This window comes from Amycolatopsis sp. cmx-4-83 (assembly GCF_046548815.1).
Taxonomy (GTDB): domain Bacteria; phylum Actinomycetota; class Actinomycetes; order Mycobacteriales; family Pseudonocardiaceae; genus Amycolatopsis; species Amycolatopsis pretoriensis_A.
Genome location: NZ_JAEBEF010000002.1, coordinates 130,111 through 156,022, shown reverse-complemented (window position 1 = coordinate 156,022; position 25,912 = coordinate 130,111). Strand labels below are relative to the sequence as shown.

Here is a 25,912-nt window from a genome sequence, read left to right as displayed (position 1 = left end):
ACATGAGCGAACGAGCACCGCCGGCCCTCAGGTCTCTTCCCGGATCCGGGTGACCAGCTGGGTCGGGTTCACGAACCGCAACGCGACGAGGAGGAGCAGGAGCATGGAAGCCGTGTAGATGGTCGCCATCGCGTCCACGGACTGGTTGGCGCGGATGCCCGCGGCGAACACGGAGTTGTACAGCGCGACCACGAGGGTCGTCGAGTCCGGGCCGGCGGTGAGGAACGTCAGCTCGAACATCCCGACGGTGCGCACCAGCACCAGGATCGACGCGGCCAGGATGCCCGGCAGCAGCAGCGGGCCCAGGATGCGGGTGAACACCGACGTCGTCCGCGCGCCGGACATACGCGCCGCGGCTTCGATCTTCGGGTCGATCTGTTCGATGAACGGCGTCATGGTCAGCACGACGAACGGCACGGACGGCACCAGGTTCGCCAGGATGACGCCGGTGGTCGTGCCGGCGAGGTGGACCTTGTACAGCACCGTGGCCAGCGGGATGCCGTAGGTGATCGGCGGGATGAGGATCGGCAGCACGAACAGCAGCATCACCAGGCGCTTGCCGGGGAACGACCGGCGGGCCAGCGCGTAGGCGGCCGGGACGCCGACCGCCACCGACACGGCGATCACCACGAGCGCGACGACCGCCGTCGTCAGGAGGACGTCCGAGAGGCCGAACTCGCGCCACGCGTCGGCGTACCAATGAGTGGTGAAGCCGTCCGGGAGCCAGCTGCCGAACCACTGCGTGCCGAACGAGTCGACGACCACCGAGAGCACCAGGCCGGCGAGGTTGACGAAGAAGAACGCGACGACGGCCCAGACGACCCAACGTCCGGGACGCGCGACCCAACCGGTCATCCCTTGCCTCCGGTCGCTCCGCGGTAGAGCGTGGCGCGCCACGCCATGACCAGGCCGATCACGATCAGCATGACCACCGCCATGAGCATCGCGACGGCCGAGCCCATCGAGTAGTCGTACTCCTCGAACGCGGCGTGGTAGGCGGCGATCGAGATGACGCGGGTCTCGTTCGCCGGGTCGCCGACCAGCTGCGCCGAGGGGAACACCGAGAACGCCATGACGAACGACAAGCAGAAGGTGATCGCCAGGCCGGGAGCCAGCAGGGGCAGCGTGATGCGCCGGAAGCGCTGGATGCCGTTCGCGCCCAGCGTCGCGGCCGCCTTCTCCAGGGAAGGGTCGATGCCGGAGAGGTAGGACAACGTCAGCAGGAAGGAGAACGGGAAGCCGGTGATCACGAGCGACAGCAGCACGCCGGTGTAGTTGTGGATCAGCGGCAGCGGCTGGTCGGTGATGCCCAGGACGGTGAGCACCTTGTTCAGCCAGCCCGCCGGGCCGCCGTACATGATCAGGCCCTGCGCGGTGAGCACCGTGCCGAGCGTGATCGGCACGACCAGGATCGTCGTCAGGAGGCGCTTGCCGCGGACGCGGCCGCGCAGCACGTACGCGATCGGGATGCTGGCGAGGACGTTGATGAACGTCGCGGGCAGCGCGATGCCGAGCGTCGTCCAGATGGTGTCGCGCAGGTAGGGGTCGCCGAAGAAGCGGGCGTAGTTCGCGAAGACGCCGCCCCGGCGTGGGGCGAAGGACAACTGGAGGCCGTAGAGGAAGGGGTACAGGAACAGGCAGGCGATGACGAGCAGGCCGGGCACCAGCAGGAGCAGGGTGCGGTCGATGCCGCGTTCGGCCAGGCGGTGGCGCAGGGCCGGGCGGGCCGCCGTCGCGGCGGTCACGGTGCGAACACCAGGACCCGCTCGGCCGGGACGCCGATCTTCGCGGTGTCGCCGGGGGCGAGGCGCTTGTCCGTCCGGAAGTAGACCGGCGTCCCGGTCGGCAGCCGGGCGGAGACCGACAGCTCGCGGCCGTGGTACTCGACGATCTCGATCGTGACGTCGAGGGCGTTCTCCGCGCCGTCGCCGACGACGAAGTCCTCGGGGCGGATCGCGACCTTCGCGGGGCCTTCCGCGAGCGAATCGCGGTTCGCGCCGGTCAGGCGGACGCCGTCGCCTTCGACGGTGACCGAGGGGCCGGCGGCGGCGGTGACCGTTACGTCCAGGAGGTTGCGGTAGCCCATGAAGGAGGCGACGTAGCTGTTCACCGGCTGCGCGTAGACCTCCTCGGGGGTGCCGATCTGCTGGACCGTGCCCTCGCGCAGCACCACCAGTCGGTCGGCCAGCGACAGGGCCTCCTCCTGGTCGTGGGTGACGTAGACGGTGGTCAGCCCGAGCGTCTGGTGGAGGCGGCGGATCTCCATCCGCATCTCGAGGCGGAGCTTGGCGTCCAGGTTGGACAGCGGTTCGTCCATCAGGACCACCGGGGGCTCCAGCACGACGGCGCGGGCGATGGCGACGCGCTGTTGCTGGCCGCCGGAGAGCTGCGCCGGGAACTTCGCCGCGTGCTCGGTGAGCTGGACGAGGCGGAGGGCGTCGTCGACCCGGCGGCGGGCTTCGGCGCGGGCGACCTTGCGCATCTTGAGGCCGAAGCCGACGTTGGCGCGGACGGACAGGTGCGGGAACAGCGCGTAGTTCTGGAACACCATCCCGAACCCGCGCTGCTCGGGCGGGCGGCCGTCGATGCGGGCGTCGTCGAGCCAGATGCTGCCGCCGGTGAGCGGGAGCAGGCCGGCCAGGCAGTTGAGGGCCGTCGACTTGCCGCAGCCGGACGGGCCGAGCAGGGCCACGAACTCGCCGCGGGTGATCGCGAGGTCGAGGTCGCACAGGGCGTTCGCCGTGCCGAAGCTGCGGGAGACCCCGTCGAGGCGCAGCTGCTCGAACGTCACTTCTTGCCGACCTTCGAGCCGCCGATCAGCTGGTTCCACTTGTCGAACGCCTTGACCTGCTGGTCGGCGGGCAGCGACGTCTCCTTGGGGTACTGCGCGATCCACTGCTCGTACTCCGGGCGCCCGAACTGCTTGATCGTGTCCTGGCTCTTCTGCGGCGCCATCCGGAGGGTGACGTCCTTGACGGCCGGGCCGGGGTAGAAGTAGCCGTCGTCGTAGGCGATCGCCTGCTGGTCCGGCTTGAGCATCCACGCGATCAGCTGCAGGATCGCCGATTCCTGGTCGGGCGAAAGGCCCTTCGGCATCAGGGCGTACTGGGCGTCGGTGACCCAGTGCATCGGCTGCATGATCGCGGTCTTGACCGTGTTGGGCACCGTGCCGAGCTTGCGCGGGTTGATGTCCCAGCCGGTGGTGGACGTGATCATGTCGACCGAGCCCGAGGCGAGGTTCTTCATCGTCTCGGTCGTGCCCGAGGGGTAGTACTTCACGTACTTGCCCAGCTCCTGCAGGAACGCCCAGGTCTTGTCCCAGCCCTTGTCCGGGTCCTTCGGGTCCTTGTCGCCGAGCAGGTAGGGCAGGCCCATCAGGAACGTCCGGCCGGGGCCGGAGTTGGCCGGCTGCGCGTACTGGAACTTCTCGGGGTGCGCCTTGGCCCAGTCGAGCAGCTGCTGCGGGGACGCCGGAGCGGCGGGCACCGCGCCGGGGTTGAACTCCAGGAGCGGGCCCGAGGGGTAGTAGACGACCTCGACGCCGTAGCCGTTGGCCAGCTCCTGCATCTTGGCCGCGGGCTCGAGGTAGTTCTGCATCAGGTTCGGGAAGCGGCCGGAGAAGTCCGGGAGGACCTTGGCCAGGGTGCCGTTCGCGATGCCGGCGGAGAGGCCGTCGGTACCGCTGAGAACGAGGTGGGTCTGGGCGACGCCGCCGTCCTGTTCGGCCTTCAGCTTGCCCGCCATGCTCGGGGCGGGCGCGGTCGAGTACGTGACCTTCGCGAGCACTTCGGGGTGGGCGGCCTTGAAGTTCTCGATCATCTGCTTGGTGAGCTGCAGGTTCCCCGCGACGTCGAGGATGTTCAGCTCGACCGGCTTGCTCGGCTTGTCCGGCACGGCCTGGGGGTCCGCGGCCTGGCCGCCGCCGTCGGCGCCGGGGGCGCCGCAGGCCGCCAGCGCGGCCGTAACGCCCGCCGCCAGCACCACTCGTCGGAATCGGAAGCCGGTGCGACGGTGCATGGCTGCTCCCTGGGTCCGTGTTAATGTTGTACGCCGCATCGTATATCAGATAGGACATGTCAGTGGCGAGTGCGTTCGAGGAGCAGAAGCGACGACTCTCGGGCGTGGTGGCCATCCCGGTCACGCCGTTCGACACCGAAGGCGCCGTCGACGACGGGACGTACGCGAAGCTGGTGGACCGGCTGATCACCGGCGGCATCGAGGTCGTGACGCCGAACGGGAACACCGGCGAGTTCTACGCGCTCGACGCCGCCGAAGCCCGGCGGTGCCTGGAAGTGACCGTCGAGGCCACGGCCGGGCGGGCGAGCGTGCTCGCCGGGATCGGCCACGACGTCGCTTCGGCGACGCGGGCCGCCGCGCACGTGCGGGACGCCGGGGCCGACATGATCATGATCCACCAGCCGGTGCACCCGTACATCTCCGGTGACGGCTGGGTCGACTACCACGCGGCGATCGCCGGCGCGGTGCCGGAACTCGGCGTCGTGCTCTACGTCCGCAACCCCGCGATCGCCGGCGAGCAGCTGCGCGCGCTGGGCGAGGCGGCGCCGAACGTCATCGGCGTCAAGTACGCGGTGCCGGACCCGGTCCGGTTCGGCTCGGTGGCGCGCGACGCGGGGTTCGACCGGTTCGTTTGGATCGCCGGGCTGGCGGAGCTGTCCGCGCCCGGTTACTTCGCCGTCGGGGCGACCGGCTTCACGTCCGGGCTGGTGAACGTCGACCCGGCGACGTCGCTGGCGATGTTCCGCGCACTGTCCACAGGGGACTACCCGGCGGCGATGACCGTCTGGGAACGGATCCGGCCCTTCGAAGAGCTCCGCGCCGCGAACGGGAACGCCAACAACGTCAGCGTGGTCAAGGACGCGCTCGCCCAGCTGGGCCTGTGCCGCCCCGACGTCCGGCCGCCGAGCCGGTTGCTGACCGCGGGCGAACGCGAGCAGCTCTTCGGCATGCTCTCGTCGTGGGGGCTTTCGTGAAGGGTGGCGGCCCATCGGCGCGCCGGAGCACGATGACACCGAACCCGGCTCGCCGACGAGCCACCTGATGACCGGAACCGCGACGGAAGAAAACAAGCTGTAGCAACCCAACTGGGCGCCTCGAGTGTCGCTTTTGGCGGCTACGGGCGGCTGCTCGCCGGCTGATCAGCCGGCACGGTTGCGTACGAGCGGGTTTCCGACCCGGACTCGGCTCCTGTCCCCGGCCGGAGCGATCCGGGCGGGAAGTTCTCGGGTGTGTGGTGGGTCACCTTCATCCCGATGTGGCTGACTGTACACCGATCCGGCAGGTTTCGGGGAATTGCCACCAGGGCGGCGGAGTGGGAGGCTGGGGGCAGGACGCGGTATCCACCGCGTCGAGGCCCCAGTGCCCTTTTCCCGGACCGGACCCGGACCCCGTCGGGGCCGGAAACCGTTGCTGGACAAGCCTTTACGACTTACCCAGAGCGGTGATCCCGATGACTTCCACCCGAAATCCGGAGCTTCCGGCCACAACCGGAAGCGACTTCGCCGAGCTGTCCCGGCTCATCAAGGACGCCGGGCTGCTCCGACGGCGGCGGCGGTACTACGCGGTGCGGATCGGGCTCAACCTCGCCGCGTTCGGCGGCGGCTGGGTCGCCTTCGCCTTCCTCGGCGACTCGTGGTGGCAGCTCTTCCTCGCCGCGTTCTTCGCGATGATGTTCGCGCAGCTGTCGTTCATCGGCCACGACGCCGGGCACAAGCAGATTTTCCGCAGCCGCAAGGCGAACGACGCCACCGGGCTCGTCCACGGCGGACTGACCGGGCTGAGCTACGGCTGGTGGATCGGGACGCACTCGCGCCACCACGCCAACCCCAACAACGAAGACGAAGACCCGGACGTCGACATCGCCGCGCTCGCGTTCAGCAAGGCGCAGAGCTCCCGCAAGCGCGGCTTCCTGCGCTGGATGGCGAAGTACCAGGCGTTCCTGTTCTTCCCGCTGCTGCTGCTCGAAGGCCTCAACCTGCACGTGTCGAGCGTGAAAGCCGTGTGGCGCAAGGACGTCCGCCAGCACAAGCTCGAATCCGCGCTGCTGATCGCGCACCTGGTGGCCTACCTCGCCGCGGTGTTCATCGTGCTCTCTCCGCTGACCGGGATCATCTTCATCCTGGTGCACCAGTTCCTGTGGGGGCTGTACATGGGCTGCTCGTTCGCGCCCAACCACAAGGGCATGGAGATGGTTTCGGCCGGGCACAAGCTGGACTTCCTGCGCAAGCAGGTGCTGACCTCGCGCAACGTCCGCGGCGGCCCGGTGGTGGACTTCGCCCTCGGCGGGCTGAACTACCAGATCGAGCACCACCTGTTCCCGAGCATGGCCCGGCCGAACCTCAAGCACGCGCAGGTGATCGTCCGGGACTTCTGCGCCCGGCAAGGGATTTCCTACGCCCAGTGCGGCTGGGCGCGCTCCTACTGGTACGTGTTGCAGCACCTGCACGAGGCGGGTGAGCCGCTGCGGCGGCCGGCGAAGGTGGCGGCGTGACCGCCCCGGAGACGGCACCCGAGGTGCCCCGCGCCGGTGTCCGGTGCCCGAACTGCCCGCACCCGCTCGGCACGCACGACGCGATCGCCCGCCGCTACTGCGCCGCGACCACGGCCGGTCAGGGAACCGACCGCGGCTGCGTGTGCGGCTCGGCGCAGGACCACGTCGAAGAGGCGACCCGCTAGAGCGCGTCCGGCAGCCCGAACGCCGGGAACACCGACGGCACGAACGTCGTCACCTCGGTGACCCGGTCGCCGCCGATCGACAGCGCGTTGAGGCCGAACGCGCGGAACCGGCCGTCGTGACGCAGGTACGTCGCGACGGCCGGGCCGCCGTTCGCGCGGGTGGGCAGCATGCGCAGCTCCATCGTCGCGGCGCCGTGCAGCACCGGGGCCCAGCCCTCGAGGACCGCCGCCAGCCCGCCGTACCAGGTCGGGTCCGGACCGGGGTGGCCGCCGGCGCCCGGCTGGTGGCTGCACCGGACGTCGTCGCTCAGCACGGCCGCGATGGCCGTGTCGTCCGCCGCCGTGATCGCCGCGATGTAGCGGGAAACGACCGCCCGCTCTTCGCCACTCGACTCGACGCGCCACTCCGTGCGCCGCGAAGGCAGCTGCTCCTTCAGCTCGGCCCGCGCCCGCTGAAGCGAGCTGTTCACCGAAGCGGGGGTCGTCTCCAACGCGGCCGCGGTTTCCTTCGCCGACCAGCCGACGACGTCGCGGAGGATCAGCACCGCGCGCTGCCGTGGCGAGAGGTACTGGACGGCGGCGAGGAACGCCAGCTCGACCGTCTCCCGCGCGATCGTCACGTCCAGGAGGTCGTCCGGCGCCGGCTGCAGCCACGGGACGGCCGCCGCCGGCCGGGGCGCCAGGTGCGAGCCGGAAGCCACCGGCAGGTCCACCGAAGGAACCACGCGCGGTGTGCGGTCGAGGAAGTCGAGGCACGCGTTCGTGGCGATCTTGTACAGCCAGGCGCGCACGCTCGCGCGGCCCGCGTACTGCTCACGGCCGCGCCACGCGCGCAGGAACGTCTCCTGCACCAGGTCCTCGGCCTCGTCCAGGGAGCCCAGGAACCGGTAGCAGTGCGCCCGCAGCTCGCGCCGGTGCTGCTCGGTCAATGCGGCGAACTCGGTCTCGTCCATCGTGTCGGTAACCATGCCCGGTGTGACGGCGCCCGGCACGGAAAATCACCTCTTCGCAGGTCACGCGCACTGTGGCCGAAGTTACCCGCGCGTTAAAGACGAGTAAGCGAGCGACCGGAACCCGTCAGGACCGCATTCAGGGGGGACGCCCGGGGGCGCGGCCGGCGGTGTCCTGACGGGGTCCGATCCGCCGCGATGCCCGGAGGCACCCGTGACGCTCAGCGAGCTCCTTCCCAGCCTCGGCTGCGAAGCCGCCGATCACCTCGAGCCAGGAGTCTGGCCGCGAAGCACCCGACTCGGCGAAGACGGCGAGCTCCTCTTCGCCGGCGCGCGAGTCAGCCACCTCGCCGCCCGCTTCGGGACGCCCGCCTACCTCCTCGACGAGCAGCAGGTCCGCGACACCGCCCGCGAGTACCGCGAAGCGCTCCCGGACGTCGAAGTCGCGTACGCGAGCAAGGCGCTCTGCACGCGTGCCGTGCTGCGCTGGGTCGCCGAAGCGGGGCTGTCGCTCGACACCTGCTCCGCCGGGGAGATCGCCGTCGCCCGGTCCGTCGGCTTCCCCGCCGAGCGGATGCTGCTGCACGGCAACGCGAAGACGCCTGAAGACCTGAAGGCCGCGCTCGGCTACGGCGTGCGGCGGATCGTGGTCGACTCGCTCGACGAGATCGAGCAGCTCGGCGCGCTCGCCCACGGCGGGCAGCAGGTGATGATCCGGGTGACGCCGGGCGTCGCGGCCGGGGCGCACGCGGCCATCAGCACCGGCGCCGAAGGGCAGAAGTTCGGGTTTTCGCTGCTCGACGGCGTTCCCGACAACGTCGACGCCGCCGCGGCAGCACTGCGGGCGCAGCCCGGGTTGCGGCTGGCCGGGCTGCACTGCCACATCGGTTCGCAGGTCTCGCGGGTCGACCGCTACGAAGCCGCCGCGCGGCGGATGGCCGAGGTGCTCGTCCGGTTCCGCGACACCCACGGCGTCACGCTGCGGGAGCTCGACCTCGGCGGCGGGCACGCGGTCCCGTACGTCGGCGGCGAGCCGGCGTTCGACCTCGGCGGCTACTCGCGGCGCCTGCGCGTGGCGCTCGCCTACGAGTGCGCGGCGCACGACTTCCCCTTGCCCCGCTTGACGATCGAGCCGGGCCGGGCGATCGTCGGGCCGGCCGGGATCACGGTGTACCGCGTGTGCGCGGTCAAGCGCGGCAGCCGCACGTTCGTCGCGGTCGACGGCGGCATGAGCGACAACGCGCGCCCGTCGCTCTACGGCGCCCGGTACACGACGCGCCTGGTCGGCCGGCGCTCCACCGCGAAGCGCGTCCCGATGACCGTCGTCGGACGGCACTGCGAAGCCGGCGACGTCCTGGCCGACGGCATCGCGCTGCCCGCCGACCTGCGCGCGGGCGATCTGCTGGCCGTGCCGTGCACCGGCGCCTACCACCACTCGCTGGCGTCGAACTACAACCAGGTCGGCCGCCCGCCGCTGGTCGGGGTGAAGAACGGCGTCGCGACGCTGCTGGTGCGCCGCGAGACCGAGGAGGACCTCAGCCGCCGCGACCTCGGTTAGCCGCTTCGAGCCCGGCGAGCAGCACGCCGAGCGCGTACCGGAAGTCGTCCTCGACCGTCGAGCCGGCCCGTTCGCGCAGGCCGCGGGCCATCAGCGGGAACGGGAACGCCGCGGACGCGATCACCGCGGCCTCCTCCGCCGGCGGCAACCGCGTCTGGTCCTCGACGGCCCGGCCGAGCACGAAGTGCACCAGCACCCCGGACGCGCGGGTCGCCTCGCCGAGCGGGAAGCCCGCGTCGTGCAGGACGCCGGTCGCGCGCTCGGCGAGTTCACCGAGCGCGCGGGCCGCCCGGAGGTCCGCGCCGAGCGCGACGCGGGCGCCGTCGCGGTGCGCGAGCAACGCCGTGTGCAGCGCGAAGCCCGCTTCTTCGAGCCACGCGAGCCACGGCCTGGACGCCGGCAGCCCGGCGACGACCGGCGCGACGATCGCGTCCGCCATGTGGTCGAGCAGCGCGCGTTTGCCGCTGAAGTGCCAGTACAACGCGGGTGCCTTGACGCCGAGCTCGGTGGCCAGCCGCCGCACGGTCAGCTTGTCCAGGCCCTCGTCTTCCAGCAGCTTCAGCGCGACGCGGACGGCGTCGGTGACTTCCAGCGACATGCTCCTCCTTGACGCCTTAACTAGTTAAGGACATTCTAGCCCTTAACTAGTTAAGGAGAAAGCATGGATGCCGACGTGATCGTCGTGGGCGCGGGTCCGGTGGGCCTGTTCCTCGCGGCGGAGCTCAAGCTGGCGGGCGTCGAGCCCCTGGTCCTCGAGCGCCTGAAGACCCCGTCCGAAGAACCGAAGGCCCGCGGCCTCGGCGCGTTGGCGACCGAAGCGCTGTGGCGCCGCGGGCTCGGCGAACAGCTCGCGAAGGCCGACGTCGAAGGCACCAAGGACCTCGCCCGTGATCACGGAAGCACCCGCGGCCACTTCGCGAACATCTTCAAGATCGTCCCGCGCGAAGACCGCCCGCGGACCAACATCTGGCAGCCGGAGCTGGAACGCGTCCTCGCCGGCCACGCCGCGGGTGTCCGGGTGCTGCGCGGGCACGGGGTCACCGCGGTCGAGTCCGATGTGGACGGCGTCACGGTCACCGCGGAAAAGGCCTGGCGCGCCAAGTACGTCGTCGGGTGCGACGGCGGCCGCAGCACCGTCCGCAAGCTGGCCGGCTTCGAGTTCCCCGGCACGCCCGCGCTGCTGCGCACGATCGCCGGGCAGGTGCGCTTCGCCGGCGAAGTCCCGCCGGCCGGGCGCTACCCCGGCGGGGCGTTCCTGCACGGCGGCAGCATGGTCGGGATCACCGAGCCCGCGGCGAACCCGGAGCCCGTCACCACGGCCGACTTCGCCGCGAGCGTCCGGCGGATCACCGGCGCGGACGTCGTCGTCGAGGAGTTCCGCGAGGAACGGCGGTTCGGCGACCAGGCCCGCCAGGTGCCCGGCTACCGCCGCGGCCGCGTCTTCCTCGCCGGCGACGCCGCCCACGTGCACTCGCCGAGCGGCGGCCAGGGCCTCAACCTCGGCCTGCTCGACGCGGCCAACCTCGGCTGGAAGCTCGGCGCCGTCCTGCGCGGCGAAAAGCCCGAGACGTTCCTCGACACGTACACGCGCGAACGGCACCCGGCCGGCGAAGCGGTGCTACGCAACACGCGCGCGCAGTCGGCGTTGCTGGCGCCCGGTCCGCACGTCGACGCGCTGCGGGAGATCGTCGCGGAGATCATGGACCTGCCCGAGGCGAACAGGTACTTCGCGGACCTGCTGTCCGGCGTCCGCGACCGGTACGACTTCCCTTACCCCGCCCCGAAGCCGGCCGGCGAGCACTGCCCGGACGTCGAAATCGTCGATACCGACGGCCGCGAATCGCGACTGCACGAGCACACCCGCACCGGCCGCGGCCTCCTGCTGACCAGCGACCACGTCACCGAACCACGCGTCGACGTCGTGTCCGCCACGAACACCGGGCCGCTGCTGCTCCGGCCGGACGGCGTCATCGCGTGGGCCGGCGAAGGTTCACCGGCCACCGCCCTCGACACCTGGTTCTAGCCCGGTTCGATGACGTCGCCCCCGCGCCGCACCACCCCGCGTGGCAGGCGGCGCCCGGCGAAGAAGTCGCGGCAGGCGCGGTGCACCGCGAACATCAGCGGCACCCCCAGCACGATCGAGACCACCCCGATCACCGCCACGCCGCCGATGCCGAACACCGTCGTCTCGCCCGCGTCCGGCCGCGCGTACTCGACCAGCGCGAACCCCAGCACGGCCAGGAAGAACACCCCGCCGAGGAACGGCAGCAGCCCGCGCAGCAAGAAGTTGCGGGCACTCGCGAAGAGCGTCCGGCGGAACACCCAGACGCAGGCGAGCGCCGTCATCGTGTACTCGATCGCGATGGTCAGCCCGACCGCGTCGACCGAGTCCGCCAGCACGTTGTCGCTGACCAGCGCGAGCAGCACGTACACCGCGAGCGAGACCAGCCCGAACGTCCAGGTCGCCACCGACGGCGTCCGGAACCGCGGGTGCACGCGCCCGAAGACGCGGGGCAGCGCGCCGTGGCTGGCCATCGACAACGTCGTGCGCGCCGCCGGCATGATCGTCGCCTGGCTGGTGGCGGCGCCGCTGGTCAGCACCGAGACGATCAGGAGCACGCCCAGCACCTTGCCCGCGGTGCCGTCGCCGAACACCGCGCCGCCGAGCCCCGCGAGGACGTCTTCGGAATTGGCCGCGTTGCCCAGCCCGACGCCCTCGGTCCCGACGCCGGCGAAGGCCAGCGCGGCGACCGTGACGAGCAGGTAGTTCAGCACCAGCAGCACCGTCGAGAGCACCGCCGCGCGGCCCGGCGCGTGCCGCGGGTCCGCCGACTCTTCGTTGACCGACAGCGAGCTTTCCCAGCCCCAGTAGATGAACACGGCGAGCAGCACCGCCGAAACCGCCGTGCCGGCGCCGACCCCGCCCGGCCACAGCCAGTCGAGGCGCGGCACCGACGCCTGCGGCCCGGCCGTGCCCGCGAAGACGCGGACCAGCGCCACGACCGAGAAGAGCACGAGGACGACGAGCTCCACGCCCAGCAGGATCCACTGCGCCCGCGCGGAGACCTCGATCCCGCGGTAGCAGAGCCAGCACAGCGCCAGCAGCCACCCGGCGCCGATCGCCGTCGTGAGCCACCGGTTGTCCGCCGCGCCGGACGCGCCGAACAGCAGCAGCGTGTACCGGCCGGTGAGCGCGGACTGGCTGCTCATCACCAGCAGCTGCGCGACCGTGACGACCCAGCCGGTGAACCACCCCGCGTGCGGGCCGAACGCGCGCGCCGCCCACGTGAAGTTGGTCCCGCAGTCGGGTTCCGCGGTGTTCAGCTCGCGGAACGCGAGCGCCACGAAGAGCACCGGCACGAAGGACAGCAGGACGAACGCGGCCGCCTTGAACCCGGTACCGGCCAAGACGATCAGTCCGAGCGTCGCCGCGATCGAGTACGCCGGAGCGGTCGACGACATCCCGATGACCATCGACGACACCATGCCCAGGGCGCCGCCGCGCAGCCCCTTTCCGGGGACGGCGGGAGCGACGCCGAGCGCCACGGCCTCCGACATGCGTTGGTCCTCCTGGGGCAATGCGAGACGACAGAGCCGCCAGACGGTACCCGGCGGGGCGCACCGAGCGCGTGCGGCTGTGCGCGGGCGCACAAAACCGCCTCGGAAAGCCTCGTGATTTTCGTCCCCCGCCACCGATTCCTCGGCAGACGGCGACGTGCACGCCGGATCACGCGAAGCTGGCGCGGGGGTCTCGCTTTCTGGTCAGGTCTCGATACGCTGCGCACTTGACAAATCACATGCCGAAACACAGGGAGGGACGGCATGGGTGAAGATTCACGTGCGCGCGGACTGGACAACACGGACAGATCATTGATCGCCCTGCTCCAGCAGGACGGCCGCGCGTCGTTCACCGCGCTCGCGAAGGCGGTCGGGCTTTCGGAGGGGGCCGTCCGCCAGCGCGTGCAGCGGCTGTTGCGCGACGACCTCATGCAGATCGTGGCGGTGACCGATCCGGTCAACGTCGACCTGACGAGGCAGGCGATGGTCGGGATCAGCGTCGACGGCGCCGATCCGCGCGAGGTGGCGAACAAACTCGCCGAACTGCCGAACGTGCACTACGTCGTGTTGTGCGCCGGGCGGTACGACCTGCTGGCCGAGCTCGTCTGCCGCGACGACGACCACATGCTCGAGGTGCTCGGCGAGGAGATCCGGCAGATCCCGGGCGTTTCCGGGACCGAACTGTTCGTGTACCTCAAGCTGGCCAAGCAGAACTACTCGTGGGGCCGGCTCACGGCGTAGCGGTCGTGAGTGAGAAACAGGGTCAGAACACTGTTTCTCACTCACGAGGCACTAGACGAACCGCCGGTGCCCGGCCCGGGCGGGAGCCCCGGCTTCGGCGAGCCCGCTCAGCACCGCCGGCAGCGGTTCCCGGTGCAGCACGCCGAGGCGCTGCGTGGCGCGCGTGAGCGCGACGTACAACTCGGCCGCGCCGCGCGGGCCTTCGGCCAGGATCCGCTCCGGTTCGACGACGAGGACGGCGTCGAATTCCAGGCCCTTGGTGGCCGACGGCGTCACCGCGCCGGGCACGCCCGGCGGCCCGATCACCACGGCCGTGCCCGCACGGCCGTCCTCGTCGCGGGCGAATTCGCCGATGGCGGCCGGCAGTTCGCCGTCCGCAACTTGTCTGGACCAGGGCCGGACCCCGCTCGCCCGCACCGATTCCGGCGGCCGCGCGTCCGGGGCGAACCGCGCGAGCAGGGCACCGGCGACGGTCATGATCTCCGCCGGCGTGCGGTAGTTCACGGTCAGTTCGCGGTACTGCCAGCGGTCGCCGACGTAGGGCGCGAGCACCGGGCCCCACGCCGTCGCGCCGGCCGCCGACCGGCGCTGGGCGAGGTCGCCGACGATCGTGAACGAGCGGCTCGGGCAGCGCCGCATCAGCACCCGCCAGTCCATTTCGGACAGTTCCTGCGCCTCGTCGACGACGACGTGCCCGTACGTCCAGTCCCGGTCCGCCGCCGCGCGTTCGGCGAGGTCGCGGGGGTCGCGCTCGACGAACCGCTCGGCCAGGTCCTCGCCGAAGAGCAGGTTCTCGGCGCTCAGCAGGACGTCTTCGTCCATCTCCTCGCGGTCCAGCTTGAGGACGTCCAGGACGCCGGCGGAGTACTCGGCCTCTTCCGCCGCCTGCCGCCGCCGGGCCGCGCGGTCGGCGGCCTCGTCGCGGCCGAGCAGGTCGACGAGCTCGTCGAGCAGCGGCACGTCCGAGACCGTCCAGGCGCCGCCGTCCGCGCGGAACAACGCGGGGTCGGCACCGGCGGCCGCGAGCCGGCGCGGGGACATGTACAGCGGCGCCAGCAGCGTCTCCGGCGTCAGCTCCGGCCACAGCGCGCCGAGCGTGGCGCCGAGCTCTTCGTGCTCGGCCAGCTCTTCGCGGACGTCGGCGCGGAGATCGGCCCACGCACCGCGGTCCTCCCGGGTCAGCCAGCCTTCACCGATCTTCGCCACCGCGCGCTCGGTGAGGATCGTGACGACGTGCTCGCGGAACACCGCGCGGGCTTCGTTGTGCGGCAGGCCCGACCGGCGCGCTTCGAGCCGGGCCTCCGCCGCGACGTCCGCGTCGAGGTCGACGGTGACGTCGGCCAGCTCGACCGCCACCGGTTCGTCCGGCACCCGCTGCCGGTCGGCGACCGCCGCCGCGAGGACGCCGGTCATCTTCGAAGATCCCTTGAGCCGCGCCACCTCCGGCGCGTCTTCGGCGGTGACGCGCAGGCCGGGGACGAGGTCGCCGGTGGTCATGAAGACGACGTCCGATTCGCCGAGCGACGGCAGTACGCGGCCGATGTGGTCGAGGAACAGCGGGCTGGGCCCGACCACCAGCACGCCGGTGCGCGACATCCGCTCGCGCCGGGTGTAGAGCAGGTAGGCGACGCGGTGCAGCGCGACGGCGGTCTTCCCGGTGCCCGGGCCGCCTTCGACCACCAGGACGCCGGCGTGGCCGAGCCGGATGATCTCGTCCTGCTCGGCCTGGATCGTCGCGACGATGTCCCGCATGCCCTCGCCGCGGGGCGCGGTGACGGCGGCCAAGAGCGCCGCGTCGCCGCGTTCGCCGGCACCGGGACGGCCGAACACCTCGTCGGTGAACCCGGTCACCCGGCGGCCGAGGGAATGGAACTGGCGACGGCGGTGCATCTTTTCCGGCGTCGCCGCGGTGGCGACGTAGAACGGGCGCGCGGCCGGCGCCCGCCAATCCAGGAGAAGGGGTTCGTAGTCGTTTTCGCCGTCGAAGAGACCGATCCGGCCGATGTACCCGCGTTCGCCCGAAAGGGCGTCCAACCGGCCGAAGCAAAGGCCGTTGTCGACGACGTCCAGCCGGGCCGCTTCCCGGGCCCGCACGCGCACGTCGGCGTCCCGTTCCACCAGTGCGATCCCGGTTTCCCCCAGCGCGGTCCGGTAACGGGCCCGCGCCTGCTCGCGTTCGCGGTCGAGCCGCGCGTACAGCCCGGCGATGTACGCGCGCTCGTCCCGCAATTCCTCGTCGTACCCCTGATTTGACAATTTCCCCTCACAGCGGTTAGACTGGCTCCAGGTTCGGCGGGTTCTCCTTGTTGTTTCGGAGAGCACGCCGATTTTTTATTGTCCACCCGCTGTCAAGGGGTTCAGCCCAGCATGAATTCGCGCGGGTTCAGCGGCCGGTCGACCACCCGCACGTCACCCAGCAGCCCGGCGAAACTCCGGTCGACCTTCCCGTCGTAGGACGAGGCGCCGACCAGCCACGAGCCGCCCGGGTCGGCGAGCCCGATCGCCGGCGTCGAGGGGTTCCGCACCACCGGGCAGCCGTCGACGTACACGACCGTGCGGCGGCCGTCGTTGACCACGGCGACGTGCCACCACTTCTCCACCGCCAGCTCGTGACCCCAGTTCGTCGCGGTGCGGTCCTGGTTGAGCGGGTACACCGCCCACTGCAGCTCCCCACCGTCCGAAAGGGACAGTGTGGCGGCCGATTCCTTCGGGTCGTCGCCGGTCTTGCCCGCCGCCGCGCCGCTGCCCTGGCGGGCGAACAGGCCGCACCAGCCGTGGTGGCCGTCCTTGAAGTCCGCCGGCAGCCGGAAGAACGCCTCGACGGTGTAGCCGCGCTCGAACTTGAGCTTGTTCATCGGCGCCCGGTCGACGGTGCGCAGGTACGCGCCCCGGCTCGGGTCGCGGCCGCCGTCGAAGCTCAGGCTCGCCCGCGACGGCTGCCGCGGCGAGAACTCGCTCGAGTACTTCAGCTGGTCCGGCCCGCTGCCGGGCGCGGTGACGCGCGTGAGGTCGTTGCCGTGCCCGGTCTGGTCGCGCACGACGACGTCGGCCGGCACCGGCTTGCCGTCCTGCCCGCCCTCGAAGCGCCAGTAGGCGACGGTTCCCGGCACCAGGAGCTGCTTCGCCGGGCGCCCGGGCGGGACCGGCACCGGCGCGAAGCCCTTGAAACGCTCGGCGAAGTCGATCTCGAGGCTGAAGTAGTCGGCCGGCCCGCTGCGCTCGGCCTCGATCCGCTGCAGCTCGCTCAGGTGGTCCTGCGCGGCGAGCCACGGCGAGAACGTCCGGACGTCGACCACGCCGCGGGCGAGGTCGAACTGGTAGAGCCGGACCATCGCGCTGCCGCCGTAGTAGCGGTCCTGGTAGTTGGCGATGTGCACGTGGACGTCGTGGCCGGCGGCGTTCTTGCGGACCGTGCGGCCGGTCGGCCAGTAGTGGCCGTTGAGCGTCAGGAAGATCTGGTCGTTGCCGTCGACGAGCTCCTTCCAGACGAGCTCGCCGAACGTCGAGAACTGGGCCTGGTGGTCGTCGTCGGCCCAGACGAGTTCGTGGATGGTGAGGATCGCGGGCAGCGTCGGGTGCTGCGCGAGGACCTGCTTCGCCCAGTTCAGGCCGCCCGCGGAGGGCCGCCAGTCGAGGGCGAGCAGCAGCCATTCGCGGCCGCCGCCGCGGAAGACGTGGTAGCTGTTGTAGCCGTCCTCGGTGGCGCCGCGGAACGTCGGCGAGTTGCGCTGGCGCTGCGGGCCGAAGGCGTCGAGGTACGGCGACGGGCCGCGCTGGTCGTCCTTCGAGCCGTCGATGTCATGGTTGCCCGCGAGGGTGCTGTACGGGAACCGGCGGCGGTCGAGCGCCTGGAACGACCTGCTGATCCTGGCGAACTCGTCGGCGCGGCCGTTCTGGGTGAGATCGCCGAGGTGGGCGAGGAAGACAACGTTGTCAGCCGACTCGTCGAGGACGTACCGCAGCGAGGCGTCCAGCGGGGCCGCGTCGCCGCGGTCCTCGTCGAACAGGTACTGCGTGTCCGGCATGACCACGAGCGTGAAGCGCGGATCTTCGGCGTCGGGGCGGTGCCGGCCCTGGGCTTGGGCGGCCGGTGCGCCGAGAACGCCCGGCAGGGTCGCCGCGGCGGCGACGGCCGGTGCGCCGAGGAGGAAGGTCCGGCGAGAAGTGTCAGTCACGGGCCGGAAGCTACGGGCGCCGGCCGACCGCCCCGGCAACTGCTGCCGAACGCGGGATGAACAGCGGTACTGTTCGCCCATGAGCGGCCCGCGGGTGTTCCGGATGATCCAGCCCGTCGATGACGTCGAGGTCGCCGTCGCGTTCTACGCCTCCGTCCTCGGCCAGCCGGGTGAGCGGATCGCGCTCAACCGCCACTACTTCCGCTGCGGCGACGTCGTGCTCGCCTGCGTCGAGGCGCCGCCCGAGCACCGCGAGCCGCGCCCGGGCAAGGACCCGCGCATCGTCTACCTCGCGGTCGACGACGTCGACGAGACGTACGAGCGCGTGCAAGCCGCCCGGCCGCGCTGGATCGACGACGCCGTCGAGACGCAGTTCTGGGGCGAGCGGTCGTTCTACGCCGACGACCCGTTCGGCAACCCGCTCTGCTTCGTCCAGGAGGACACGCGCTACTCGGGCGGGCCCGTCGGCTGATCGTCGCCGCGCTGGTGCAGCCGGAACGGCATGACGAACCAGAGGATCCCGAAGATCAGCAGGCACAGCACGGCCATCACGCCCATCGCGATCCCGCCGTAGACGACCTTCGCGATCAGCGCGACCGTCGACGTGATCGCCAGGGCCAGGCAGACCAGCCCGACCAGGACGAGCCGGTTGCCGACGGTCAGGATCCGCTCCCGGCTCCCCGTGCGGAACAGCAGCCGGTGCCAGGCCGCGGGCGCGGTCAGCAGCGCCGTCGCCGCCACGGCGAGCGCCACCGCGGACAGGTGCAGCGACTTCTCGAACCCGCTGGCGTCGTGGAAGCGGTCGGTGAACACGACCGAAAGCAGGAACCCGAACAGGATCTGCACGCCCGCCTGCGCGACCCGCAGCTCCTGCAGCAGCTCGCCGACGTTGCGCGTCAGCTGCTCGTTGCGGCTCTCGCCGGTGTGTTCGGGCACTCGAAAACCTTAACCGCGCCCGCGATCTCCCACCGGATGGGAAGAACGTGACTTTCCCCCACAATCCGGTCACTCGTTCGTGTGAAGATCATGGTAACCACCGGCCGCGCTGGTTAGAGAGGGATCATGCGTCTTCTCCCGGCCCTCGCCGCCGCGGCCGCCCTCACCGCGTTCTTCCCCGCCGTCGCGTCCGCCTCCGCGTCGCCCGTGCACGTCGCGACCGCGCACGGCACGTTCACCGCGTATGCCCCCAGCGCACACGCGGTGACGTACCGGCCCGATCTCGTGCCCGTCGGCGCCCGGGCGCACGTGTTCAGCCTCTCGGCGGCGCACGCCGGCACGTCGACCACGCTCGTCGTCACCGGCCTGCGTCCGGGCCGCGCTTACGGCGCCCACGCGCACGCTCAGCCGTGCGGCGCCACCGGTGACGCCGCCGGCCCGCACTTCCAGCACGTGCCGGACCCGGTGAAGCCGTCGACCGACCCCGCGTACGCCAACCCACGCAACGAAATCTGGCTCGACTTCACCGCCGACCGGCTCGGCACCGGCTTCGCCCGGTCCACTGTGGACTGGACGTTCGACGCGCGGCGGCCCCGCTCGGTGGTCGTGCACGAGACGCACACGCACACCGATCCCGGCCACGCGGGCACGGCTGGTGCCCGGCTCGCCTGCCTGGACGTGGACTTCTAGTCACCACCCCCAGGAGCGCTCGGGCACCACGCGGATGCGCACGGAGTACTCGGCGTCGAAGGCTTCCGGTGTCTCGAAACCGATCGCCGCGTAGTGGGAGCGGTACTTGTCGAGGTACCCCGGCGCCTCGGAGGCCTTCGCCTCGTCGACGGTCGCTTTCCCGTTGACCACGAGGATCGCGCCGCCGTGCTCGTCGCCGTTGAGGTGGAAGCTCACCTCGGGGTTCGCCGCGATGTGCCGGATCTTCGCGGTGTCCGGCTTGCTGAACACGACGACGTCGTCGCCGTCGAGCACGAACCACACCGGTCGTGGTGCGGGCCGCCCCTTCGGCGTGACGGTGGTCAGCCACGCGATGTTCTCGCCCGCCCGGTCGGCGAGCTTCGGTTCTGCCATTGTCGGTGCCCCTTGGCTCCTCGGTCCTGTGACCCAGGTAACCACGAGGCACCGACAATTCTTCCCGCTAGCGCGAGGCGACCCGGCGCGCGTACCGCGTCCCGGCCGCCAGCAGCACCAGCCCGGCGCCGAGGAAGGCGCCGACCCGGGCGAGGCCGTCGAGCGCCGAAAGGTCGAACAGCACCAGCTTGAGCACCGCGGCGCCGACCAGGACCAACCCCGTCACGCGCAGCCCGACGACGTCGATCCCGCGCAGCAGCAGGAGGAGCGCGGCGACCGTCCAGGACACCGTGATCAGCGCGTGGCCGAGCAGGAAGCCCGAGCGGCCGGGGACCGCGAGCAGCGACCCGCACAGCACCACCCCGGCGGCGCCGTACAGCGCCGCGACACCGGCGAGGAGCCACACCGGCAGGTCGTCGGCCGGGCCGCGGAACACCGCCAGGCGCGCCGCCGCCCACGGCAGCGCGACCGACACGGCGAGGATGAGCGCGGCAACCGCGAGCGCCCCGGCCAGTTCGGCGGCCGAGCGGCCGCGCGGGACGATCAGCAGCGCGGGCGTGACGTCGAAGAACACGCCGATCAGCCCGCCGATCGCGGCGAACCCGAGCGCGGCGCCGAGCGCGAACCGGTTGCGCCCGGCGACCGCGGCCACGACCAGCAGCAGCGCCTCGCCGAGCAGGACTCCGGCGCGGGCCGCGCCGTCGAACTGCGTGACGGTCGCCTGCAGGATCGCGAGCAGGCCGGCCAGCCCGGCCAGGTGCCCGGCGACGCCCGGCCAGAAGCGGCGCGCGGCCCAGACGGCGACCAGGAGGACGCCGGCGCCCGCCGTGATCGGCACGGCCTGCGCCTTCGGCAGCAGCACGGCGGCGATCAGCGTGGGGAGCACGGCCGTCGCCAGCACCGAAAGCGCGGCGGGGTCGTTCTCGCGGCGGCGCAGCACGATCAGCGCGAGCACGATCCCGGCGACACCGGCGCCCCCGGCCGCGGCGGTGTTGGCCCAGCCGCCGCCCTGGCCGAGCACCGCCGTGCTGATCACGGAGGCGAACAGCGGCGGAACGCCGGCGGCGAGCGTCAGCGACGACCAGTCGCGGCGCAGCTGCACCGGCGTCGTCGCGAGCTGGACCATGAGCAGGAAGGTGACCAGTTCGGCGGTGAAGCCGCGGGTGATCATCGGCGCGCAGACGACGCAGCCGACGACGACAGCGGAAGCCAGCAGCGGCGATTCCCAGCGCACGGCCACGAGCAGCCCGCCGACGGTGATCGCCAGCCCGGCCGCGAGCCCGGCGAGCACCGGCAGGAACTCGTAGAGCGACGTCGCGGCGACGGCGTCCAGGTAGAGCGTCGCGATCCCGGTGGCGGCGAGGGCGAAGGCCCCGGTCCGGCCGGCGGGCTTGCGGTGCAGCCACACGCCGGTGCCGGTCAGCGCCAGCCCGAAGGCGGCACCGACGAGCACCCGCGGCAGCGGTCCGAGCCAGCCCCGCTGGACGGCCAGCACCAGCAGCAGGACGACGCCGAGCAGCGTGACGGCCCCGCCGACCCAGGCGAGCACCCGGCTCCCGGCGCCTTCCTTGCCGAGCTTCTCGCCGAGCGTCTGCCGGGGAACGGGCTGGTAGGGCGGCTGCGGCGGGGGCGGGAAGTACTGCTGCGGCGGCGGCTGCCACTGGTACTGCGGCCACGGCGGCATCGGCTGGGGCTGCGGTTGCGGCTGGGGCGGGGGTTGCGGCGCGGCTTGCGGTTGGGGCTGCGGAGCCGCTTCGGGCTTCGGCTGCTCGGTGCGCGCGGTCCGCAGTTCGGCGCCCACCAGGGCGAGGCGACGCCCCAGGTCGTCGATCTCGCCGGCGAGCCGGAGGAGCACATCCGCTTCGGTGGTCATACCGGACAGGGTCACGCACCGGCGCCCACCTGCGGATCCGTAGCACTACTCAAACCCGGGTCACGTCCTGGTCGCGGCCCGCACCTCGTCCATGGTGGTCATGATCGAAACGGTCTCGGCCAGCGGCATGTGGGGGCTCTCGACCTCACCGTTCGCCAGCCGGAGCGCGACCTCGTCGGCCTGGTACCGCAGGCCACGCCCCTCGTCGACGTACTCGAAGCGGCTCCGGTCGCCTTCGCGCGGGATGAGCGTGAAGGAGGCGGGCGCGTAGAAGGCGCCCTCGATCTCGATGCGCGCCTCGGTCCCGACGATCGACGCGGTGGTCGGCGACACCGCGCCGAGCGTGCAGCTGAGCACGGCCTGCGCACCGCCCGCGTAGCCGAACAGCATGGACATCTGGGCGTCGACGCCGGTGAAGGCGGGTGTCGCCATGGCCGCGACGCGCTCGGGCGCACCGAGCACCATCGAGGCGAAGGAGACCGGGTAGATCCCGAGGTCGAGCAGGGCGCCACCGCCGAGTTCGGGGGCGAACAGCCGGAACCCGGGGTCCTCGGCGAACCACTGCCCGTGGTCGGCGAAGACGGTGACGACGTCCCCGAGCCGCGGCAGCAGCTCACGGATGTGCCGGACGTGCGGGAGGAACCGCGTCCACATGGCCTCCATGAGGAAGAGGTTCTTGTCCCGCGCCAGCTCGACGAGGTCCCGCGCTTCGGCGGCGTCCATGGTGAAGGGCTTCTCGACGAGAACGGGCTTGCCGGCTTCGAGCGCGAGCCGCGCGTTGCCGTGGTGCAGGGGGTGCGGCGTGGCGACGTAGACGACATCGATGTCAGGATCGCCGGCGAGAGCTTCGTAGCTGCTGTGCCGGGTGGGGATGTTCCTCGGTTCGGCGAAGCGCTCGGCGCTCTCGGCCGTCCGGGACCCGACCGCGGCGACGACGCCGGAGGTGGTCAGCCGCAGGTCGTCGGCGAAGGCCTTGGCAATGCCACCGGTACCCATGATTCCCCAGCGCAGGGGCTTGTCGTTCATGACCGCGAGCCTAGGCGTCCTGGTCGGACATCGTCGTGTCGAAGACCTCGCCCCAGCGTCCTTCGTGGTCGGGGATCTCGGTGTCCGTCGACGTCACGAGCCGCCAGGTCGGCGGCCACGCGCGCTTCGCCGCCGTCTCGGTGATGTCGAGGCGGGCGTAAGGGAAGACGTCGGTCCCCTGGTGGAAAACGCATCCGCCGAACAACGCGTCGTCGCGGAAATCGGTGCGGCGGAACGTCGACGGACCCAGGAATTCGACGTCGGTGAACACGGCGCTGTCGAGGAATACGATGCCGGCCAGGCTCGCGAGGTCGTGGAACTTCGCGTCGTCGAAGACGGTGGCGTCGGCGAACCGGTTTCCCTGGAACAACGCCATGGATTCGATCCGGGCACAGCGAAAGCTCGCCCGGCCCCGGAACGTCGCCCGGTCGAAGGTCGCCTGCCGACCGGACGTGCTGCTCCTGCTCGTCGGGCACACCGGGGTTGCGCAGGTAGGCGCAGAACACGTGCACCACGGTCTGGCGCTGCCCGGGGTTGCTCTGCCCGAGCCGTTCGAGCGCGTAGACCCCGGCCAGCCGCACCGGAGCCGTGTCCGCGCCGAGCAGTTCTGCCGATTTGGTGTACAGCTCGGTGATCCGCCGCTCGACGGCGTCCCGGTTGTTGTCGGCGGCGACTTCCCGCTGCTGCTCCAGCGTCCGTTCCAAGGTCCGTTCGCGCTGCAGGTGATCGGCTTCGGTGGACCGCTGCCGCCGCCAGGCCAGGAACAGCGCGACCAGGAGAACGGTCCGCCCCGGCAACGGTCGCACCGGCTCGGGCGCGGCGGGTTCGGCCATGGTGGGCATGGTGCCGCACCGCCCTGGTCCGCGGGACGGGAAAACTGCGCAGCCACCTCGGTCGGTGCCCCTGGTCGACGTGATCGACACCACAAGCGACAATGGAGGACGTGACCGCCACCCTGAGCAAGCCCGCCCTGAAGATCGGCCCCTACCAGGTCGATCCCCCAGTCGTGCTCGCTCCCATGGCCGGCATCACCAACGTCGCCTTCCGGCAGTTGTGCGCCGAGTACGGCGCCGGCATCTACGTCTGCGAAATGATCACCGCCCGCGCCGTCGTCGAACGGCACCCCGGCACCATGCACATGATGACCTTCGGGGCGGACGAAAAGCCCAGGTCCATGCAGCTCTACGGCGTCGACCCGAAGACCATGGCCGAAGCCGTCCGGATCATCGTCGGCGAAGGGCTCGCCGACCACGTCGACTCCAACTTCGGCTGCCCGGTCGCGAAGGTGACGCGCAAGGGCGGCGGGGCCGCGCTGCCGTTCAAGCGGAAGCTGTTCGAAGCCATCGTGCGCGAGTCCGTGCGCGCGGCGGGGGACGTGCCGTTCACGGTCAAGTTCCGCATCGGCATCGACGACGACCACCGCACCTTCCTCGACGCCGGCCGCATCGCCGAAGCCGAAGGCGCCGCCGCCGTCAGCCTCCACGCGCGCACCGCCGCCCAGCGCTACTCCGGCCAGGCCGACTGGACGAAGATCGCCGAGCTGAAGGAAGCCGTCACCAGCATCCCGGTGCTGGGCAACGGCGACATCTTCAGCGCCGCCGACGCCCTGCGCATGGTCGACGAAACCGGGTGCGACGGCGTCGTCGTCGGCCGGGGCTGCCTCGGCCGCCCGTGGCTGTTCGGCGAGCTCGAAGCCGCCTTCGCCGACCGCCCGCTGCCGACCCCGCCGAACCTGGGCGAGGTGGCGCGCGTCCTGCGCCGGCACGCCGAGCTCCTCATCTCCCACGACGGCGAGACCAAGGCCCTGCGCGACCTGCGCAAGCACATGGCCTGGTACTTCATGAACTTCCCGGTCGGCGCCGAACTCCGCCGCGGCTTCGCGATGGTGTCCGGCCTGTCCGAGCTGGACGACCTCATCGGCCGCCTCGACCACGACGCCCCGTTCCCCGCCAACGCCGACGGCCCCCGCGGCCGCCAGGGCAGCCCGGGCAAGGTCACGCTCCCGCACGGCTGGCTCGACGACCCGGACGACGACTGCGTCCCGGAAGCGGAAGACATGCACTCAGGCGGCTGAGGCTCACCCCGAACAGCAGCACCCCCAGCGGCACGTGCACGACCTTGACGTGCGCGATCCCCAACGCCACCTGAGCGAGCACGAGCCCGAGAAAGACCACGGCGAACAGGATCGGCCGCTGCGAGCCACCTCCCGGCTTCCACGCCAGAACCGCCGCCACCACCTGCACCACCGCGACGCCGAACACGGTGTACGCGGCGGCGCTGTGCAGCGGGTGCCCGCTCCGGGTGGTCAGCAAGAGGCCGGCGGTGACGGCCGAGAGGAAGACCGCGAAGGTCTCCGAAGCACGCAAGAACGTTCCCATGCGAACCCGACGACGCAGCCCCGTGGAACGTGAGGCCGGATCAGCGTTCCGTCTGCTTGGCGACCGCGCCGATCGCCACCGCGGCGGCACCGCCCATGATCGCGTAGACCAGCGACCTGCGGTACTCGGCCAAGTCCGGCTCCGGTTTCAGCCGCCCGAGGTTGCCGAGGACGCCGAGCGCCGAAAAACCCACGACCACGAGGGCGACCGAGGTGTCCAGGCTCGGCGCGCCGTTGCTCCGCAGGTGCACCTGGAGCCAGGCCGCCATCGCGTCCGGGTACCAGTCGCAGGCGTCGAGGACGTTCCCGATGAGCATGAGCATCGCGAGGGCCGACCCCACGGCGATCGCCCCCATCACCACGCCCTTGCGGCCGCTGCCCGCGATCGCCGTGCTCCGCAGCTGGTCGACGAACAGCTGCCCGACCGTGGCGACGGCGAGCAACGCGAGCACCACCTGGACCACCACGACCACCACCGCGCCCAGTGCGTCCCAGAAACCCTGCGGCACCAGCCCCAAGAGCAGCCCGAGCCCGCCGAACACCGCGATCGCGCCGACCACCCACGCCAGCGCCACCGCGAGCGGCTTCACCCAAGTCGCGGACGGCACCGTGGCCACGAAGGCATCGACCTTGAAGACGACGAAACCGACGCAGCCGAGCAGGTGCGGCAGGACGGCGGTGAGGGCGGCGACCACGACGCCGATCGCGAACAGAGCGGGCCGCCAGTGCCGGAGCGAGACGAGCAGCAACGCACCGAGGTAGCCGAGGAGCGCGTAGCCGAGCCAGGTCAGCAGGCCGGGCACGCCGGACAACGCCGCGTCGAGCCACCGGCTCGGTCAGCCATCCCCAATCTTCGCGCTGGGAAAGCGCCGTCGCCCCCTTCGGCAAGCTGGCGAGGAGGAAGGCCGCGCCGACGATCAGCGCCAGCACCAGGCGTGCGAG

At 71.5% G+C, this 25,912-nt stretch carries 26 protein-coding genes; 10 read left to right on the top strand and 16 right to left on the bottom strand.

Features of this window, described 5'->3' with window-relative positions:
* Window positions 1-27 precede the first annotated feature (27 nt).
* Genes ACLJQM_RS05720 through ACLJQM_RS05705 form a run of 4 tightly spaced genes read right to left on the bottom strand, consistent with a single transcriptional unit; the run spans window position 28 to window position 4,017 of the window.
* Window positions 28-855, bottom strand: coding sequence for an ABC transporter permease (locus ACLJQM_RS05720; RefSeq protein WP_360779612.1), 828 nt, complete (start codon window positions 853-855; stop codon window positions 28-30).
* On the bottom strand, window positions 852-1,745 hold the full coding sequence (locus tag ACLJQM_RS05715; protein ID WP_410630373.1) for an ABC transporter permease: 894 nt from the start codon (window positions 1,743-1,745) through the stop codon (window positions 852-854). Before ACLJQM_RS05715 ends, ACLJQM_RS05720 begins: the two co-directional genes overlap by 4 nt.
* Complete coding sequence (locus tag ACLJQM_RS05710) at window positions 1,742-2,791, bottom strand: ABC transporter ATP-binding protein (protein WP_410630372.1); 1,050 nt, start codon at window positions 2,789-2,791, stop codon at window positions 1,742-1,744. Before ACLJQM_RS05710 ends, ACLJQM_RS05715 begins: the two co-directional genes overlap by 4 nt.
* On the bottom strand, window positions 2,788-4,017 hold the full coding sequence (locus ACLJQM_RS05705; protein WP_410630371.1) for an extracellular solute-binding protein: 1,230 nt from the start codon (window positions 4,015-4,017) through the stop codon (window positions 2,788-2,790). The genes ACLJQM_RS05710 and ACLJQM_RS05705 overlap by 4 nt, the downstream gene beginning before the upstream one ends.
* 56 nt (window positions 4,018-4,073) lie before the next feature.
* On the opposite strand from ACLJQM_RS05705, the gene ACLJQM_RS05700 reads away from it, so the two are divergent.
* The 3 genes from ACLJQM_RS05700 to ACLJQM_RS05690 all read left to right on the top strand — a co-directional run bounded on the left by ACLJQM_RS05700 (window position 4,074) and on the right by ACLJQM_RS05690 (window position 6,693).
* The gene (locus ACLJQM_RS05700; RefSeq protein WP_410630370.1) at window positions 4,074-4,991 is read left to right on the top strand and encodes a dihydrodipicolinate synthase family protein; all 918 of its coding nucleotides are present in this window, start codon (window positions 4,074-4,076) and stop codon (window positions 4,989-4,991) included.
* Between the two features lie 476 nt (window positions 4,992-5,467).
* Window positions 5,468-6,508, top strand: a complete 1,041-nt coding sequence (locus ACLJQM_RS05695) for a fatty acid desaturase family protein (RefSeq protein WP_360779598.1) — start codon at window positions 5,468-5,470, stop codon at window positions 6,506-6,508.
* The gene (locus ACLJQM_RS05690; RefSeq protein ID WP_410630369.1) at window positions 6,505-6,693 is read left to right on the top strand and encodes an RGCVC family protein; all 189 of its coding nucleotides are present in this window, start codon (window positions 6,505-6,507) and stop codon (window positions 6,691-6,693) included. The genes ACLJQM_RS05695 and ACLJQM_RS05690 overlap by 4 nt, the downstream gene beginning before the upstream one ends.
* Here ACLJQM_RS05690 and ACLJQM_RS05685 read toward each other — a convergent pair.
* Entirely contained in the window at window positions 6,690-7,646 is a 957-nt protein-coding gene (locus ACLJQM_RS05685; RefSeq protein ID WP_410630368.1) for an RNA polymerase subunit sigma-70, read from the bottom strand. The two genes, ACLJQM_RS05690 and ACLJQM_RS05685, sit on opposite strands and share 4 nt — an antisense overlap.
* A gap of 211 nt (window positions 7,647-7,857) precedes the next feature.
* Between ACLJQM_RS05685 and lysA the strand changes: the two genes are divergently transcribed.
* On the top strand, window positions 7,858-9,201 hold the full coding sequence (gene lysA, locus ACLJQM_RS05680) for a diaminopimelate decarboxylase (RefSeq protein ID WP_410630367.1): 1,344 nt from the start codon (window positions 7,858-7,860) through the stop codon (window positions 9,199-9,201).
* Here the strand turns inward: lysA and ACLJQM_RS05675 are convergent.
* Window positions 9,179-9,799 (bottom strand): TetR/AcrR family transcriptional regulator C-terminal domain-containing protein, encoded by a 621-nt coding sequence (locus tag ACLJQM_RS05675; protein WP_410630366.1) that lies wholly within the window; start codon window positions 9,797-9,799, stop codon window positions 9,179-9,181. The two genes, lysA and ACLJQM_RS05675, sit on opposite strands and share 23 nt — an antisense overlap.
* A gap of 63 nt (window positions 9,800-9,862) precedes the next feature.
* On the opposite strand from ACLJQM_RS05675, the gene ACLJQM_RS05670 reads away from it, so the two are divergent.
* Window positions 9,863-11,224, top strand: coding sequence for an FAD-dependent monooxygenase (locus ACLJQM_RS05670; protein ID WP_410630365.1), 1,362 nt, complete (start codon window positions 9,863-9,865; stop codon window positions 11,222-11,224).
* Here the strand turns inward: ACLJQM_RS05670 and ACLJQM_RS05665 are convergent.
* A complete protein-coding gene (locus ACLJQM_RS05665) occupies window positions 11,221-12,759 on the bottom strand; it encodes an APC family permease (protein WP_410630364.1) in 1,539 nt (512 codons plus the stop codon). The genes ACLJQM_RS05670 and ACLJQM_RS05665 overlap by 4 nt on opposite strands.
* A 264-nt stretch (window positions 12,760-13,023) precedes the next feature.
* On the opposite strand from ACLJQM_RS05665, the gene ACLJQM_RS05660 reads away from it, so the two are divergent.
* Window positions 13,024-13,500, top strand: coding sequence for an Lrp/AsnC family transcriptional regulator (locus ACLJQM_RS05660; protein ID WP_247017004.1), 477 nt, complete (start codon window positions 13,024-13,026; stop codon window positions 13,498-13,500).
* A 51-nt stretch (window positions 13,501-13,551) separates the two neighbouring features.
* Here the strand turns inward: ACLJQM_RS05660 and helR are convergent, their stop codons facing one another.
* On the bottom strand, window positions 13,552-15,756 hold the full coding sequence (gene helR, locus ACLJQM_RS05655; RefSeq protein ID WP_410630363.1) for an RNA polymerase recycling motor ATPase HelR: 2,205 nt from the start codon (window positions 15,754-15,756) through the stop codon (window positions 13,552-13,554).
* A 101-nt stretch (window positions 15,757-15,857) separates the two neighbouring features.
* On the bottom strand, window positions 15,858-17,675 hold the full coding sequence (locus ACLJQM_RS05650) for a LamG-like jellyroll fold domain-containing protein (RefSeq protein ID WP_410630362.1): 1,818 nt from the start codon (window positions 17,673-17,675) through the stop codon (window positions 15,858-15,860).
* A gap of 79 nt (window positions 17,676-17,754) precedes the next feature.
* Between ACLJQM_RS05650 and ACLJQM_RS05645 the strand changes: the two genes are divergently transcribed.
* A complete protein-coding gene (locus tag ACLJQM_RS05645) occupies window positions 17,755-18,147 on the top strand; it encodes a VOC family protein (RefSeq protein WP_410630361.1) in 393 nt (130 codons plus the stop codon).
* On the opposite strand, the gene ACLJQM_RS05640 is transcribed toward ACLJQM_RS05645, so the two are convergent.
* Window positions 18,123-18,611, bottom strand: coding sequence for a DUF6328 family protein (locus ACLJQM_RS05640; RefSeq protein WP_410630360.1), 489 nt, complete (start codon window positions 18,609-18,611; stop codon window positions 18,123-18,125). The two genes, ACLJQM_RS05645 and ACLJQM_RS05640, sit on opposite strands and share 25 nt — an antisense overlap.
* 126 nt (window positions 18,612-18,737) lie before the next feature.
* On the opposite strand from ACLJQM_RS05640, the gene ACLJQM_RS05635 reads away from it, so the two are divergent.
* The gene (locus tag ACLJQM_RS05635) at window positions 18,738-19,301 is read left to right on the top strand and encodes a superoxide dismutase (RefSeq protein WP_410630359.1); all 564 of its coding nucleotides are present in this window, start codon (window positions 18,738-18,740) and stop codon (window positions 19,299-19,301) included.
* Here ACLJQM_RS05635 and ACLJQM_RS05630 read toward each other — a convergent pair whose 3' ends face one another.
* The 4 genes from ACLJQM_RS05630 to ACLJQM_RS05615 all read right to left on the bottom strand — a co-directional run bounded on the left by ACLJQM_RS05630 (window position 19,302) and on the right by ACLJQM_RS05615 (window position 22,969).
* Window positions 19,302-19,694, bottom strand: a complete 393-nt coding sequence (locus ACLJQM_RS05630) for a TIGR03667 family PPOX class F420-dependent oxidoreductase (RefSeq protein WP_247016992.1) — start codon at window positions 19,692-19,694, stop codon at window positions 19,302-19,304.
* A 67-nt stretch (window positions 19,695-19,761) separates the two neighbouring features.
* Entirely contained in the window at window positions 19,762-21,567 is a 1,806-nt protein-coding gene (locus ACLJQM_RS05625; RefSeq protein ID WP_410630358.1) for a DUF2339 domain-containing protein, read from the bottom strand.
* 60 nt (window positions 21,568-21,627) lie between these two features.
* The gene (locus tag ACLJQM_RS05620) at window positions 21,628-22,593 is read right to left on the bottom strand and encodes a Gfo/Idh/MocA family protein (protein ID WP_410630357.1); all 966 of its coding nucleotides are present in this window, start codon (window positions 22,591-22,593) and stop codon (window positions 21,628-21,630) included.
* Window positions 22,594-22,603: 10 nt separating this feature from the next.
* Complete coding sequence (locus ACLJQM_RS05615; protein ID WP_410630356.1) at window positions 22,604-22,969, bottom strand: pentapeptide repeat-containing protein; 366 nt, start codon at window positions 22,967-22,969, stop codon at window positions 22,604-22,606.
* On the opposite strand from ACLJQM_RS05615, the gene ACLJQM_RS05610 reads away from it, so the two are divergent.
* Together ACLJQM_RS05610 and dusB are read left to right on the top strand one after the other, a co-directional pair.
* Complete coding sequence (locus ACLJQM_RS05610; protein ID WP_410630355.1) at window positions 22,968-23,540, top strand: hypothetical protein; 573 nt, start codon at window positions 22,968-22,970, stop codon at window positions 23,538-23,540. The genes ACLJQM_RS05615 and ACLJQM_RS05610 overlap by 2 nt on opposite strands.
* The gene (gene dusB, locus ACLJQM_RS05605) at window positions 23,528-24,667 is read left to right on the top strand and encodes a tRNA dihydrouridine synthase DusB (protein ID WP_410630354.1); all 1,140 of its coding nucleotides are present in this window, start codon (window positions 23,528-23,530) and stop codon (window positions 24,665-24,667) included. The genes ACLJQM_RS05610 and dusB overlap by 13 nt, the downstream gene beginning before the upstream one ends.
* Here the strand turns inward: dusB and ACLJQM_RS05600 are convergent.
* Entirely contained in the window at window positions 24,588-24,959 is a 372-nt protein-coding gene (locus tag ACLJQM_RS05600; RefSeq protein WP_410630353.1) for a hypothetical protein, read from the bottom strand. The two genes, dusB and ACLJQM_RS05600, sit on opposite strands and share 80 nt — an antisense overlap.
* Window positions 24,960-25,011: 52 nt before the next feature.
* Window positions 25,012-25,773 carry a hypothetical protein gene (locus ACLJQM_RS05595; RefSeq protein WP_410630352.1) on the bottom strand — a complete coding sequence of 254 codons (762 nt, stop codon included), beginning with the start codon at window positions 25,771-25,773 and terminating at the stop codon, window positions 25,012-25,014.
* Window positions 25,774-25,912 lie beyond the last annotated feature (139 nt).